This window comes from Vibrio sp. Y42_MX_L11, from assembly GCF_024181785.1.
Classification (GTDB): Bacteria; Pseudomonadota; Gammaproteobacteria; order Enterobacterales; family Vibrionaceae; genus Vibrio; species Vibrio diabolicus.
Window position 1 is genome coordinate 185,558 of sequence record NZ_JAMZAP010000008.1, and the last position, 14,980, is coordinate 200,537.

At 39.3% G+C, this 14,980-nt stretch carries 10 protein-coding genes and 3 pseudogenes; 12 read left to right on the forward strand and 1 reads right to left on the reverse strand.

Annotation, left to right across the window (positions count from 1 at the left end):
• Window positions 1-374 precede the first annotated feature (374 nt).
• The 11 genes and pseudogenes from NL643_RS10845 to NL643_RS10895 all read left to right on the forward strand — a co-directional run bounded on the left by NL643_RS10845 (window position 375) and on the right by NL643_RS10895 (window position 12,728).
• On the forward strand, window positions 375-893 hold the full coding sequence (locus NL643_RS10845; RefSeq protein ID WP_025534585.1) for a porin family protein: 519 nt from the start codon (window positions 375-377) through the stop codon (window positions 891-893).
• Between the two features lie 66 nt (window positions 894-959).
• Window positions 960-3,590, forward strand: coding sequence for an SLBB domain-containing protein (locus tag NL643_RS10850; RefSeq protein ID WP_253644384.1), 2,631 nt, complete (start codon window positions 960-962; stop codon window positions 3,588-3,590).
• Between the two features lie 265 nt (window positions 3,591-3,855).
• A complete protein-coding gene (locus NL643_RS10855) occupies window positions 3,856-4,851 on the forward strand; it encodes a Wzz/FepE/Etk N-terminal domain-containing protein (RefSeq protein ID WP_253644385.1) in 996 nt (331 codons plus the stop codon).
• A 341-nt stretch (window positions 4,852-5,192) separates the two neighbouring features.
• Window positions 5,193-5,360, forward strand: a pseudogene (locus NL643_RS10860) (transposase family protein); the annotation flags it as partial.
• 105 nt (window positions 5,361-5,465) lie between these two features.
• Window positions 5,466-6,053: an ISAs1 family transposase gene (locus NL643_RS10865; protein WP_253644386.1), complete on the forward strand. Its 588-nt coding sequence runs from the start codon at window positions 5,466-5,468 to the stop codon at window positions 6,051-6,053.
• 77 nt (window positions 6,054-6,130) lie between these two features.
• A protein-coding gene (locus tag NL643_RS10870) for an IS66 family transposase (protein ID WP_253644387.1) occupies window positions 6,131-7,557 on the forward strand; the annotation gives its coding sequence in 2 pieces (ribosomal slippage) (window positions 6,131-6,323 and window positions 6,323-7,557; 1,428 coding nt in all).
• A 55-nt stretch (window positions 7,558-7,612) separates the two neighbouring features.
• Window positions 7,613-8,182: an ISAs1 family transposase gene (locus NL643_RS10875; protein ID WP_367651907.1), complete on the forward strand. Its 570-nt coding sequence runs from the start codon at window positions 7,613-7,615 to the stop codon at window positions 8,180-8,182.
• Between the two features lie 123 nt (window positions 8,183-8,305).
• Window positions 8,306-8,511 (forward strand): annotated as a pseudogene (locus NL643_RS10880) (transposase); the annotation flags it as partial.
• Between the two features lie 32 nt (window positions 8,512-8,543).
• Entirely contained in the window at window positions 8,544-9,842 is a 1,299-nt protein-coding gene (locus NL643_RS10885; protein ID WP_253644389.1) for a lipopolysaccharide biosynthesis protein, read from the forward strand.
• Window positions 9,835-10,968, forward strand: coding sequence for a CapA family protein (locus NL643_RS10890; RefSeq protein WP_253644390.1), 1,134 nt, complete (start codon window positions 9,835-9,837; stop codon window positions 10,966-10,968). The genes NL643_RS10885 and NL643_RS10890 overlap by 8 nt, the downstream gene beginning before the upstream one ends.
• The gene (locus NL643_RS10895; RefSeq protein WP_253644391.1) at window positions 10,965-12,728 is read left to right on the forward strand and encodes a hypothetical protein; all 1,764 of its coding nucleotides are present in this window, start codon (window positions 10,965-10,967) and stop codon (window positions 12,726-12,728) included. Before NL643_RS10890 ends, NL643_RS10895 begins: the two co-directional genes overlap by 4 nt.
• On the opposite strand, the pseudogene NL643_RS10900 reads toward NL643_RS10895, so the two are convergent.
• Window positions 12,706-13,446 (reverse strand): annotated as a pseudogene (locus tag NL643_RS10900) (IS630 family transposase); the annotation flags it as partial. The gene NL643_RS10895 and the pseudogene NL643_RS10900 sit on opposite strands and share 23 nt — an antisense overlap.
• Before the next feature lie 486 nt (window positions 13,447-13,932).
• Between NL643_RS10900 and NL643_RS10905 the strand changes: the two are divergent.
• Window positions 13,933-14,352, forward strand: a complete 420-nt coding sequence (locus NL643_RS10905; protein WP_253644392.1) for a polysaccharide biosynthesis C-terminal domain-containing protein — start codon at window positions 13,933-13,935, stop codon at window positions 14,350-14,352.
• Window positions 14,353-14,980: the final 628 nt, after the last annotated feature.

The following is a 14,980-nucleotide window of genomic DNA, read 5'->3' on the forward strand; positions in this document are numbered from 1 at the left end:
AATCCCAAGCGACAAATTACTAACTTGACATTTACCTCGATAGTCAGAACACTCGCCACCTAGACCTTTTCTAAAAACGAGTATCCCATTCTTACATTCTAGACATATTCGCCCTCTTGCTGTTTACTGTCATTCCATGCATAATTTGGCAGCTTTGTAGAGCACTTTAAATCATGATTTTTTTGGTTTAATCTCACAAGCTGAAGGCTTAAATAAAAATATTTATATAAATAAACCGAGAAATGAATCGGTAATCAGCGAACAGTGGCTAACGCGTAAGTGCCGCAGGGCGGTAGCGTGGAACGCGAGATATTTAACATGCCTTACTGCTCGCTTTAAGCGCTGCGGTAGGTCGATACCTAGGGAACAATTACGTGATTAATAAACGACCATGGCTAGGGGCGTTGAGTGCAATCAGCTTAGGATTGTGCTCTTTTTCTGCTTCGGCTGATTTTTATGCAGGTGCGTTATTGAGTTACTCTAACGCCGAATATCACCACACCACCTCATCTTCAGTAGCTGAAGGAAGCCCTTTTCTTCTTCAAGCTCAAGCTGGCTACTTCTTCAATGATTACCTCGGATTCGAAGCCCGTTACGGCACCTCTCTTGAACGCGATGGTGGATTAGCTGTCGATAGTATAGTAAGCGGCTTTACCAAGTTTAATATTCCAGTCTCTGACCGAGTCGCCCTATATGGATTGGCAGGTTACTCCAGTGTGCAAATTGATCAACAAAATGTTGGATCTGGTAAAGATCAGGGCTTTAGCTTTGGTATGGGCGCGCATTACGCGCTCGATAAGCAAAGTGCCATTGTCTTTGAATTTATTGATAGCCTCGCAGAAGATAAAGTCCGTCTGAATGGAATTTCGCTTGGCTTCCAGCACCGGTTTTAATTAAAAACCTAGCGCCTAGGTCATTGTGTCTAGGTTTTTCACTTCATTATATTATAGCGATCGATCATGCTTAAAGGATATTTCTCCATTGCGGTTTGTGTATTGGCCAGTATGCTTGCGCCATACACGTTAGCGCAGAACCCAACTCCAGAACAAATTCAAATGTTTAAGAGCTTACCAGCCAGTCAGCAACAAGCACTGGCAAGTAAGTATGGTATTTCCATCCCATCAGCATCTTCTCAGCCAGATACTTACCAAAACCCACAGGTGATTGAGCCTCGTACTCCTGTGAACGACAATGAACAAAATAGGAAAGTAAATCAGAAAAACCAAGAGACAGGGTTAAAACGCTTTGGGTTAGAACTTTTTGCAGGCTCACCAAGTACATTTGCTCCTATTAGCGATGTTCCAGTACCGGCTGACTATACGGTTGGTGCGGGTGACGAGATCGTTATCCAGTTATTCGGTAAAGAGAATACCACTCATCGTCTTCGTGTTAACCGTGCAGGTATCATCAATTTCCCGTCATTGGGTCCAGTGCAAGTGGCGGGCATGAGCTTTTCTGAAGTGCGTGATTCACTAAACCAGCGTGTACAAGAGCAGATGATTGGTGTACGTAGCGACATCTCATTGGGTGAAATGCGTACCATGCAAGTGTTTGTCATGGGCGATGCGTACAAACCGGGCGCGTATACCGTGAGTGCTCTATCGACGATTTCTCAGGCGATTTACTACAGTGGTGGCTTTGGCGAAAGTGGTGCGCTGCGTAATATTCAGTTGAAGCGTGATGGTCAAGTTATTCGCAATCTAGACATGTACGATTTGCTTCTAAACGGCGATGCTCGTAACGATGTGCGCTTAATGCCAGGGGATGTGGTGTTTATTGGCTCGGTGGCACAAACCGTTTCAATTGATGGTGAAGTTAACCGCCCAGCTATATATGAAGTAAAACCGGGTGAAACTTACAAACAATTAATTCAAATGGCGGGTGGTTTTACAGCCAATGCCTTCTTTGAACAAATCGATATAAAACGCTTTGGCACTGAAGGTAGCCGAGAAGCATTAACGCTGAACTTTATTAACGCCCAAGACCAACAAGCGAAAGTTAAAGTGGGTGATGAAGTCAATGTGCTGAAAAAAAGCGCAGAGTTAACTCGCTATGTTCAAATAGAAGGTGACGTACGCCATCCTGGCTTTGTTGAATGGAATAGCGGACTACGTATTGCAGACCTTTTTCACTCTGTTGACTCTTCCTTCAACTCAACTGCAGATGTTAATTACGCCGTAGTCGTACGAGAAGTCAATCCGCAACGAGATATAGAAGTCCATCAAGTTAACCTTGCAAAAGCGATCTTATCGCCAGGCAGCAAAGATAACATACAACTTAATTCTCGTGACCGAGTATTGGTCTTTAACCGATTAAGCATTACGAATGTTGAATCGTTATTAGAAACTGAAGATAAAGCGAAGAGTTTAGAACAAGCTCAACAGCAAGCTCAAGAGCAAGAACGTGAGCAAGCTGTTGAGCCGTCGAAAAATGTTTCTCAGACTGACATTCGCATGATGTGGCAAGGTAAGCCTGTTTCAAGAGAGCAACTTAATAGTTTAAAACAGAACACTCGTACAGCTTTATTAGCTCCTGTTTTACTTAAGTTGCAGCAGCAAGCTCGATTGGGCATACCACCACAAATCGTTGAAGTAACAGGCGAAGTAAAATATCCAGGACGCTACCCAATTACTTCACGTATGACAGTATCTATCCTATTAGAGGCTGCAGGTGGTTTGACCTATAGTGCTTTCAGCAATGCAGAGCTTGCGCGAAGCACCATTAATAACCTTGATGAAAGAGCATCTGTTGGTATAGAGCGAATTAATCTTATTAAGGCCATTCAAGGTGACATTAACCATGATGTAATTATTAGTGGAAGAGATAGATTAAACGTTCTCCAAAAGCAGGATGTGAAATTGCAAAGCACAGTGACTTTGCAAGGCGAAGTTCGCTTCCCGGGTACCTATACTGTACGCCAAGGTGAAACGCTCGGAGATCTACTCGAGCGCGCTGGTGGTCTTACTGAGTTTGCTCACCCTCAAGGGGCAATATTTACTCGTGAAGCACTTCGACTAAAAGAGCAGAAGCTACTTAACGAGTATGCTGCTGACATACGTGCAGAAACAGCCAAGAAGACTTTCCGTGCCGACAGTAACTTAGGTTCCATTATTTCTGACCCAGATAAAACACTGAAATTTGTCGAGGAAGCTAGTCGCAGCAAAGCACTTGGCCGAATGGTCGTTCAGCTTAATCGTATTATTAAAGATGAGCGTTCTGCTGACTTTATGCTAGAAGACGGCGATTTCCTATTTGTGCCGACCTTCCGTAACACCGTATCGATTATGGGTGAAGTTCAGGTTCCAATTACTTATCTACGAGATAGTAAGTTGGATGTGGATGATTACCTGAACAAAGCGGGTGGTGCGAAAAAACAAGCAGATGAAGACCGTATTTTCGTCGTACGTGCCGACGGCTCTGTTTATAAACCGACGTCAGGCTACTGGTTTGGTAATAACAATGAAGAGCTAAGTGCCGGTGATACGATTGTTGTTCCAATAGATACGGACTACCGTGACGCGCTGAGCACTTGGACTGCCGCAACGCAAATCCTTTACCAAACAGGTGTAGCAATCAACGCATTGAAGTAAAAAAGCTTCGGTCCTAGGGGCTAGGTCTCTGGGACCAAACACCTCTTACTTCGCTTCAAAAGTAAGAAGGTATGGCTCGAAGTGCTTTGTATAGGAAATATAAAACGTCATTCCAGCGAGGCTAGGAATCGAATCAACACGCTCTCGATAGCTGAAAGTCATATCTTCAATGGATAATCGCTGTACAACGAAATTATCCTAATTCACCAATCTTCAAACCTAGAATTAGTACTAGATTCTGGGCTGCTAGGACCTTTTTAACCCTATGGAACCACACAAAGAACCACAACCAAATTATTTACCCTATCCCCCGCAGACTCCTGTTGCTGATGATGAGATCGATCTGCGTGAATTGTTCAAGGCTATCTGGAAAGGTAAATGGCTCATCATCACCACAACGTTTGTATTTGCGGTCGCTTCGGTATTGTACGCGTTAAGCCTACCGAACATTTACAAAGCTGATGCTTTACTAGCCCCGGCAGAAAGCTCAAACGGTGGCGGTTTAGCAAAAATGGCCGGTCAACTTGGTGGCCTAGCGGCATTAGCTGGGGTTAATCTTGGTAGTGGTGAAACTTCTCAAACCGATCTTGCAGTCCAAGTCATAAAGTCTCGCCAGTTTGTAGACGAATTCATCAATAAACATGACTTGCTAGTGCCGTTAATGGCAGCAAAAGACTGGGATTTATCTAATAACCAATTAGTTTTAGATGAAGAACTATATGATCAGAATACTGGTAAGTGGTTACGCGAGCCCGAAGGTCTTCGCGGTGCAAAACCAACAGCGCAAGAGGCTTTTGAACGTTTCAGTAAAGATATCTTAAGTGTAAATCAAGATAAAGAGAGTGGTTTATACACAGTATCGGTGAAGCATTACTCTCCTTATGTTGCTCAGCAATGGGTTAACTGGCTGATTGAAGATATCAACAAAGTCATGCGTGAACGTACTATTGCAGAAACTTCTCAAAACTTGGCTTATCTGAATACTCAGCTACAGAAAACGGCTGTAGCCGATATGCAAAGCACGTTTTACAAGCTTATAGAAGAACAAACCAAAAGCTTAATGCTGGCTGAAGTTCAAGAAGAGTTTGTATTCAAGGTAGTAGATCCAGCCGTTGTTCCAGAAATAAAAGATGGTCCTAAGCGAGCGCTGATCTGTGTATTAGGAACTTTACTGGGCGGAATGCTAGGTGTTGCAATCGTGCTAGTACGATTTGCGTTTCGTAAGAATGAAGATATAGAGGACCTAGCATCCAGAGCCTAGCCTACCCAGGAGGAGCCATTGGGGCGGGTTTAGGAAACTAGGCGAAAATAAGCAATTACAATGAGATAGTGAAAGTGGACTGTCTCAAAATGAATAAAAAGTGTCTCAATTGACTTGATTGTCTGAGATGAAAAAACGATTATATTCAACAAGCAGGTGAGCTTTGAGAAATTGAAAAGAAAAGTAATCAGGGCCTATTGGGGCGGTTTTTAAAAAGTTAGCAAAATCTAGGTTTTATAAGGGATGGGCGAAAATAGACTGTCTCAAAATGAATGAAAAGTGTCTCAGTGCTATAGAGAATTTGAGGTTTTTTGTGCCATTAGGTTAATCTTTTTCCTTATATTTTAGTTATTCAAGACCCTCGCCAAGCTTGGAAAATAGAGCGCACGTTAACCGATATTATCTTTTTAACTATTTCAGCGGTGATTGCTGGCGCTGAAGGTTGGGAGGATATTGAAGATTTTGGTGAAGATAACTTGGAGTGGCTTCAGGGTTCCCGCATGTTATTTTCGCAGTGTTTCTCAAGTTTTCGGGGTGAAATTTCAAAAAATAGGTTGAATGTGGTGATCTGACGTGATCTTATACTGTTTAGGTAACAGAGTGAGATTGAAAAGATGAATTACGACGAATTCAAAGACCATTTTAACATATTGAGTGATAGTCGTCAGGAGCGAAAAATTACTTATAATTTCTTCGAAGTGATGTTCCAAGTAGTGACTGCCATGTTGTGTGGAATGAAAACCTGGGATGAGATAGAAGCGTTTGGGGAAGAGAACTTAGAATGGTTTAGAAAGTTCAGTCCTTATTTGTCAGGTATTCCAAGTCAAGATACAACGGCTCGCATTGTTGGATTGGTTGACCCCGATGAATTTTCTCTTTGCTTTACTCGATGGTGTAACGATATTCAATATGAAAAATCATTAGAAACCAATCATATAGCTATTGACGGAAAGTCCTTAAAAGGTACGTATGATCACAGCAAAAAGAAATGCCTAACACATATGGTCAATGCTTATTCTGTTGATACTGGTCTGGTTTTAGGGCAACTAAAAACGAGCTCTAAGTCGAATGAGATAACGACTATTCCTGAGCTTCTTAAATTAATCCGAGTGAAGGGTCGAGTAATTAGTGTTGATGCAATGGGTTGCCAGAGAGCAATCGCAGAGTTAATAGTTGGTAAGTGTTCACCAAGCCCCTATTGACAGAAAAAGTGTGACACTCAGCACTTGATCCACTTTTTACTATTGAGTGATCATTCCAGTGCTTCATCCTGTTTGTTATGAGTAGAAAGAAAGCCCCTAAATTTCAAGAGGAACCACCCGTAGCCTCTGACCTTAATGAAGCAAACGCACTGATTGAAGAGTTGTGGGAACAGTTGCGCCACCTTACCGATAAACAAGCAACTAACTCCAAAAACTCATCGAAACCACCTTCGTCTGACAACCCTAAGGACAAGCATGAGCGAAAAAAGATCAAAGCTCTGGTGGTCGCAATTCGAGAGGAGCTAAAGAAGGCCACACAGGGCATCAACGAAAACTCTCACGACTGAAAGCAACTGATGTAGTTATCGATTGTTTTCCTGAAGTGTGCCCTTGCTGTACCCAGTCAGATATCGATATTCAAGGTGGCCCTTACTACCGCCATCAGGTCTTCGATATTCCAAAACCCACTGTCGATATCACTGAATACCGTTTATTTTCAGGTCAATGCCGCCACTGTAAAGAAACAGTAAAAGCTCAAAAGCCCGACAATGCATCACAAGGTATTATCGGTCCCAATTTACTCAGCTACATTGGCGTTCTTGCTGGACAATATCACCTTAGTGTTCGGAAAATCCAATCACTGCTCAAAGAGCAACTCGGCACAACGTTTTCTGTTGGTGCGATTAGCGAAGCACAAACAAAAGTCGCTTCAATGCTGACTCCATTGCATCAAGCAATCAAACAAGCGTTAAAGAAGGCACCTTTGATTCATGCCGACGAAACCTCTCATCACCGAAATGATGAGCAAAGCCTTCGTTGGTGTTGGTTAGTGGCCAGTGATGATCTTGTCTATGAACAAATACTTTATTCGCGCTCGACCTCATCAGCGAAAAAAGTCATTGATGAAGACTATGCAGGCATCGTGGTCAGCGACCAGTGCCCAAGCTATAACTGGATAGCCACAGACCGTCATCAGTTATGTTGGGCACATGTTAAGCGCAATCTTCAACAAATGGCGGATTATAGTGGTGGTGGGCATACTGCTTATATAGGAAGGCACCTATGTCTTCTGACGAATGTTCTCTTCCATACTCGACATCGTTATGAGCAAGGTGAATTGGATTATTCACGGTACTTACGGCGAATGCACAGGCTACAAAAATCGTTCGATCATTGGTTGAGCAAAGGGACAGGTGTGATGGTCAAGCGGTATCGAGGGCGATGCAAGTTACTGCTCAAACATAGAGAGAGCTTGTGGGTTTTCCTCAAGAAAACGTCAATCCCCTTAACCAATAATGAAGCCGAGCGATGTATTAGAGGCTTTGTAATCCAAAGGAAAATTAGCTTCGGAACGACCTCAGATGCAGGCGATAAATTCCGTAGTCGTATCCACACACTCATCGAAACTTGCAAAAAGCGCGGCCTATCAGCAATGTCAGTTCTGAGTGAAATCATCACGTCAGTCGTTGAGAAGAAACCGTACCCGAACGTTTTTGATCTATAAACTGCACATCCTTCTTCAGGCATGGTAAGTCAAGATACCTCGGTGAACGCTTACAATAGTTGCACGTAAAGGTGACTATTTAATGTCAGTAAAAGATAATCAACCAAGTCTTCATAAGGTTTTTACTAAACACTTTTCGTTAGAACAATTAAGCCGCTATGCGAGTGATTCTTTTGAACAAGAAGAAATTGGTCAACGAGGACGCAAGATATTAAGAAGTTATATTGTTGTTCCGTTTACTGATAAGCTTGGAGACTTCGCCTCTAAATGGAAAGGGTTGAAAAGCTTATGTATAGCAACGACTTATCAACAGAAAAATGGTGAACCTTCAGGTGGTTTAGGGGTTAGATACTTCATTTCTTCTAAGGACATGAAAGCAGAAGAATTTGGTAAATTATGCCGAGGTCATTGGGGCGTTGAAAGTATGCACTGGTGGTTGGATGCCGTAATGAATGAAGATGACAGCCGAATCACCTACAAGCACGCATCCGAAAACCTATCGCGAATTCGTCAAATGTGTATGAATTTTATTAAGCTTGTAGAGATGAAAGGAACATTAAAACGGCGACAATTGAAATGCGCGTTAAATACTGAGTTTCGAGAGAGAGTTTTGTTTGGCACTTAAGTGCTTTTAACAACTTTGCAACTCGTGCGGGAACCCTGGCTTGATGGGAGCGGTATGAATTGAGAGGTTCACGTACCGTTCTGCGAGAGGCTGTGGGGGAAGCTCCCACGGTCTACTCACCATCAGATGCACTGGTGATTAGACGTTGGCTTTAAAGAAGATGAATGTCGGATACGTCGAGAGCAAGCTGGTGAGAACTTGGCTGTTATAAGACATATTGCTTTAAACTTGCTGACAGAAGAAACCAGCTTCAAAGCTGGGATCAAAAGAAAGCAAACCGCAGAAATAGCTACCTTTCGCAAGTCCTTGCAGGGCAAGGGGCTTCGTAATCTTGCCCTGTTTCAATTAACGAAGAATTATAATGATTAAAAAACTTTTTAAAAAAAATTTTTTCCGTAATATACTATTAGTTGTATCAGGTAGTGCAGGAGCTCAAGCTATTGCAATGGCTTTTACTCCTTTTATCACAAGGTTATACGGACCTGAGGCATTTGGTGAATTAGGTGCTTTTGTTGCTTTGTTAGGAATTTTTACCCCTTTAGTTGCATTAGCTTATCCGATTGCTATTGTTTTACCTAAATCAGATAGTGCTGCGATAGGAATTGCAAAATTATCCTTGTTAATTGCAATTTTTACTTCAACTTTTCTGGCTTTTTTGATACTCGTCTGGGATGAAAGACTTATAGAGTTATTGAATTTACAACTTACCTCTAGTTTTTTGATTTTTATTCCTATTGCTCTTTTGGGAACGGGATCATTACAAGTAATACAGCAATGGTTAATTAGAAAAAAACAATTCAAAACTACTGCTAAAGTAGCTATTAGCCAATCACTTATTATGAATATTTCAAAAGCATCTGCTGGTTTATTGTTACCTTTGAGCTCTGTACTTATTATATTCAGCACAGTTAGTAGTTTTCTACATGCTGGATTATTGTTACTTGGCTGGTATAAATGTTCAGAAAAGAATGTCAGAACAAATAGAGTACCTATCAGTAATGTAAGTTTAACAGAATTAGCTTATTGTCATCGAGATTTTCCTCTTTATAGAGCACCACAACAATTTATTAATGGATTAGCACAAAGTATACCTGTATTAATGTTAGCCAGTTTTTTTGGCCCAGCCGCAGCTGGTTTCTATACTTTAAGTCGAACTGTGGCCGGAGTACCTGCTACGCTAATCAGTAATGCTGTTGGGGATGTTTTTTACCCACGTATTACTGCTGCTGCAAATAATAAAGAAAAATTATTCCCATTATTATTTAAAGCAACCAGTAGTTTGGCAGTCGTCGGTTTATTACCTTTTGGTTCTCTTATTATCTTCGGTCCTTGGTTATTTTATTTTGTTTTTGGCCCTGAATGGGTTGTCGCTGGTGAATATGTAAGATATTTAGCTCCTTGGTTATACTTCATATTTATTAACGCCCCTAGTAATAAAATCATTCCAGTACTTTCTATACAAGGTTATTACCTGTGCTTTACATGTTGTACAATAATAATCAGAGTATTGGCATTGGCCATCGGTTATTATGTTTTCAAAACAGAGCTCGCATCAATTTTATTTTTTAGTATCGCTGGTGTATTATTAAATGCAATATTGATTGGAGCAGTGTTAATCATTACTCGTAATTATGACAATAGGAATAGCTTTAATGAATAAAATTTTCGTATGTGGTGATATTGTTAATTACAATAATGCCGATGGGATGATACTTTCAAAAGAAATGTCTGATATTGTCGAAAGTGCAGACTATTCGGTTTGTAATTTTGAAGCTCCAGTAGCCGGGTATGGTCAACCTATCCCCAAAAGTGGAGCAATTCATTATCAGTGTTCCGAAACATTAAACGGCTTGAATAAACAAGGGTTCAATCTTGCTCTTCTTGCCAATAATCATATTATGGACTTTGGCACTAAGGGATTAGAGGCGACAATTGAAACTGCAAGTAAATCTGGTATGGAAGTTATTGGGGCTGGAGTAAATAAAAGTCAAGCATATGAGCCTTTGATAAAAGAAATTAATGGAATGAAGGTTGGAATTGTTAATGCATGCGAAGCTCAATTTGGTGTTATAGACCATTTTAAACGTTCAGAATCTTCTGGATATGCATGGATTAATCATCCATTGATAGATAAAAATATCATACGATTGAAAAATGAATGTGATTTTGTTCTAGTTTTTGCTCATGCAGGACTAGAAAACTATAAAGTTCCACAAAAAGAGTGGCGTGAGCGTTATAAACATTTATGTGATTTAGGTGCAGATGCAGTAATTGGCTCTCATCCTCATATAGCTCAAGGATATGAACAGTATAATGAATCAATGATTTTTTATAGCTTGGGGAATTTTTACTTTGATGGTGGACGTTGGGCTACGAATGAAAATCAATCTTATGCCCTAGAGTTAATTTTAAATAAAGGTAGACCAATTAGCTTTGAGCCTATATTTCACTATACGTTTAATGGAAAAGTTCAATTATCATCAGAAGAAAACAAAGTGGATCTCGAAGAGTTATGTGAGTTGCTTGGAGATCGCTACGATATAGAGCATGACAATATGATTTTAGATTCTTTCCCTTTAGTTCGAGACAGGTTGCTTAAATCAATTAGCCCTTTCCCGATTGGCAGTTCGTTGAAAATGACATTAAAAGAGATACTTGCAACGCTTATTGGGCGTCGTAACCATATAAATAAAGACCTTGACGCAATGCATTTTATGCGTAATGAAGCTTATTATTACGTTATGCGTCATGGACTAGAAGTTAAAGCACAAAAGGCTGAGAAATGAGTGATTATCTTTATTCTTCTGAACCTATAGAAGAAGGTGTTTTAAGTAAGTCAATACGAGATATATACGACAGTAATCCACCAGAAGTAACAGAATTTCATGGGAGTTGGGGAGCACTAGCTGTTAGCAATAGCCATTATAAAGGTTTTCAGCCTTTTGAAACCAGTGAACATCTATTAATAGTGATTGGTGGTCCAGTTTTATATTTCAGAAATAATGACTTCTTAGTTGATGATGATTCATTTGAAGCGACAGAATCGATATACCAAAGATGGTGTGTTGAATCACAGACCCAATGGGATGAGGATTTGAGTGGTCCTTTTACAATAATACGTATTAATAAAAATACAAATGCGGTTGATGTAGTAACAGATTTAATGGCTTTCATTCCGGTCTATTATCATCAAAGTGTAAAAGGGTTATATATTGGCACTCATATTGATGCATTAGCTAAGGTTTCGAAAGAATCTAATAATTTTGATGTCGTTTCATTAACTGACTTTATTATTAATGATGTCATTACTTACCCATATACAGCTTATACAGAACTAAAACAGTTGGAACCTTCAAGTCATATTGAGTTTAATAATAATGATCGTAATCCTAATGTTAATAAATATTGGGAACCAAAAGAATACAACCCATATTCAAACATTAAAGAATCAGCCAGAGCATTAAGAGCCGGACTTGATGGTTATGTTAATAGAATTACAGATAAAATGGATAAAGTTGCTCAATTTATTTCTGGTGGTGAAGATTCACGAGCTTTGTCTGGACTACTTCCTTATCACTTACAACGAGATGCGTATGTTTTTTTAGATGAGATGAATAGAGAAGGAAAAATTGCAAAGAAAGTTGCAGATAAATACAACGCAAATTGTACCGTAGGCTTTAGAGAAAAGACACATTATTTAGATATTTTGCCGGAAGCTAGTAAGCTAGTTGGTACGGGACACCAGTATCATCATGCACATAGCCTTGGTTTTGATAAAATATATAAATTAGCAGATTATACAGCTGTTTTTGGTGGGTATTTATCTGACTCGTTATTAAAATCCCCATACGCATTAAAAACATTAAATACAGCTAGATACCCTTTTTTGCCAGAATTTTTTAAGAAAGGTGAAAATCGTACCAAAGAGCTTTCAAATATATTAGTTAATGATGAGGTTTTGAGAGAGATAAATAGCAGGCGTAAACTTCATTTTGAAAAAATTAAAAAATTGAGATCAGAATCTGTACATGAGTGGTTTGTACTTTATCCTGCAACAATGCGTACTGCTATTCCAAATCTTTATACTACTCGTAGATTGTTTAGAAGTTATGAGCCATTTATGTGTAAAGATGCTGTAAAAATTAGTGCAGTTTTACCAACTGAATGGAAAATGAATCGTAGATTATTTAATTTGACCACCAAACCTTACCTTGAAAAAACAAAATGGATATTTCATGCGGATGGAAGACTTCCTTATTTTTCATGGTGGATTAATTCACCTATTCAATTTCCTATATGGTTCTATCGACACATTGCAAAACGTATGGGGCTGATTCAAGGGAATCAAGGGCCGTGGGGAGATTGGAATCATATTATATCATCTAATAAATCATATAGTTTTTTTGATGAATATATAACAAATAATGAATCAATAAGCTTTTTAAAAAATAGCTTAGTTTTTAATGATCTTGATACGATGAAAAAGATTAATTTCTTGCAAGTTGCATGGTACATATACCGAATCAACTTGAAGATGCAGGCTTGAGAACCTGAAAATTATCATTAATTCGAGATGCCAAAGAGCCTGCGATCTCTGGAAGAGTCACAGTAAAAAATTGGTCTATTGCTGCCTTGAAGTCCCGTTTACTTTTGAAGTAAACGTTGTTCCTCGACTTCTCATTCATTACTTTCCAAAGCCGCTCTATTGGATTGAGGTTTGGGCTGTAAGGTGGAAGATAATGCAGCTCGATATTAAGGACAAATGCCGCATCTCTGACCAAGTCACTACGGTGATATCCCGCACCATCTAAAATGATATGAAGCTTATGAGCTAACGGATAACTCTCTCTTAACTTACAGAAAAAGCGAACTATCGTTTCACTGTTAATGCTCTCATAATCATCAATAATAGTAGCTCCGATATCTGACAGGTTCAGTGCGCCAAGAATGTTCAATCGACTGCGATTTCCCGTTGTTTCAATCACTTTATCTTGACCAGTTCGTATCCAGCCATGAGATATTTTTGTTGATAGGGTTGGGTGAACAGCATCGATAAAGACTATCGATTCATCCTCGTCACAACTTGCCTTTAGCGCTTCGTAAGCATCTATGAAAGCTTGTTGTTTTGCTTCATCAAACTTATGTGGAACGCCTTTCGGTTGCTTGTAGCTAAAACCGTTGTGGTGAAGCCATTTGTTCATACCAGAGACAGTGTAATCAAGTCCAAAAGTCTCTTTAACGTAGGCGACAATTTGATGAGTATGAGGAAAACCGGTACCACATAGGGACTCAGTTTCTGCAAAACGTACAATGTTTTCGCTGGGTGAATGCTTGGTAAGATGTTCGACCACTTCGTTTATAATTCAAGCTGGTTAATATGCACTTACTTTGCTAGAATCCCCTGCGCAAAACAGCCACGGATAGCTGGGGGATGCATTCACCCCGTAAATACCTTGCCTTTAGGAGCCAAACCTAAGGGCGGTAGCGTGCCTGAATCTTAATGTGTGGCCAGGGTTCCCGCATGTTATTTTCGCAGTGTTTCTCAAGTTTTCGGGGTGAAATTTCAAAAAATAGGTTGAATGTGGTGATCTGACGTGATCTTATACTGTTTAGATAACAGAGTGAGATTGAAAAGATGAATTACGACGAATTCAAAGAGCATTTTAACATATTGAGTGATAGTCGTCAGGAGCGAAAAATTACTTATAATTTCTTCGAAGTGATGTTCCAAGTAGTGACTGCCATGTTGTGTGGAAAATAATGAGAAGAAGAAAAGAGATATTGTTAAAAAAACGTATGTGTATTTTGTTTTTCTCGTATTTTTAGCTGCATTGTCGTTTTTAATCGCACCACCAATATTAAAGTTAGTTGTAGGCGAAAAATTCCATCAGGCAGCAGGTGTTTTACCTTTGATTATCACAGGTCAAATATTTATGGGGATGTACTTTATGATTACTAATTACATCTTTTATATTAAAAAAACAAAGTATTTATCTTATGTAACTATTATATCAGGCGTAGTTAATGTGCTCTTACTGCTGGTACTTATTCCTAATTATGGTTTGAAAGGTGCTGCCTTTGCTTTTTTAATTGCTAACTTCTTGAGGTTCCTAGGAACGTGGGCTCTTAGTGCTAAAGTTTACAAAATGCCTTGGCTTTTAGCGCGCTAGTATTCTGGTAATTAGGTGGCTTAAGTTATATTTGAAATACATAAGTAGTTACTTTATTTTAATCTGAGTAAATACGTACTGCGGTTGTTGGGAATGCTGTGTTTCCAATGATTTCAGCTCATCCCGTGTGATGATTACTCAAAGTCATTACTATATTCATGGATATATGTATTAGTGATAATGTTTGCTTCTGTAGGTAAAGTATTATTTAAGGTATTATAGTAATAAGTTTAGGTGTGGTTATTCAACCCGTTAGAGCTATTTTATCAAATGCACTATCAGTATCTATTCTCCAGTTGTTGTTTTAGCCAAAGAAGCAAAGAATGCAGCTTCAATTTAAAAAAGGTTAATAAACTAATATCATTAGACTGGTACACTTATTTTTAAAGCTATATTTATATTTGTCATGTCAGCGAAAATAAGCTGGATATTATTTTATGGAAATTCTATTAGATGAACCATTACTTAAGTTAGTTCATTGTTAATACTATTGTGTTAGTGTTTTGTTCAGGGCAAGATCATGAAAATCCTTTATGGCATAAGGGGTGACGTGAAGTGATGTTTCCACTAATTTGTACATTTAAATCACAATAATTTCAATACATTCAAGATCGATTTGATGATCAGA

Bases quoted from the DNA above. Each gene is read 5' to 3' on its own strand.
- NL643_RS10865 (WP_253644386.1), top strand. From the start codon at position 5,466: ATGAATTACGACGAATTCAAAGACCATTTTAACATATTGAGTGATAGT.
- NL643_RS10895 (WP_253644391.1), top strand. From the start codon at position 10,965: ATGAGTGATTATCTTTATTCTTCTGAACCTATAGAAGAAGGTGTTTTA.
- NL643_RS10885 (WP_253644389.1), top strand. From the start codon at position 8,544: ATGATTAAAAAACTTTTTAAAAAAAATTTTTTCCGTAATATACTATTA.
- NL643_RS10890 (WP_253644390.1), top strand. From the start codon at position 9,835: ATGAATAAAATTTTCGTATGTGGTGATATTGTTAATTACAATAATGCC.
- NL643_RS10855 (WP_253644385.1), top strand. From the start codon at position 3,856: ATGGAACCACACAAAGAACCACAACCAAATTATTTACCCTATCCCCCG.
- NL643_RS10850 (WP_253644384.1), top strand. From the start codon at position 960: ATGCTTAAAGGATATTTCTCCATTGCGGTTTGTGTATTGGCCAGTATG.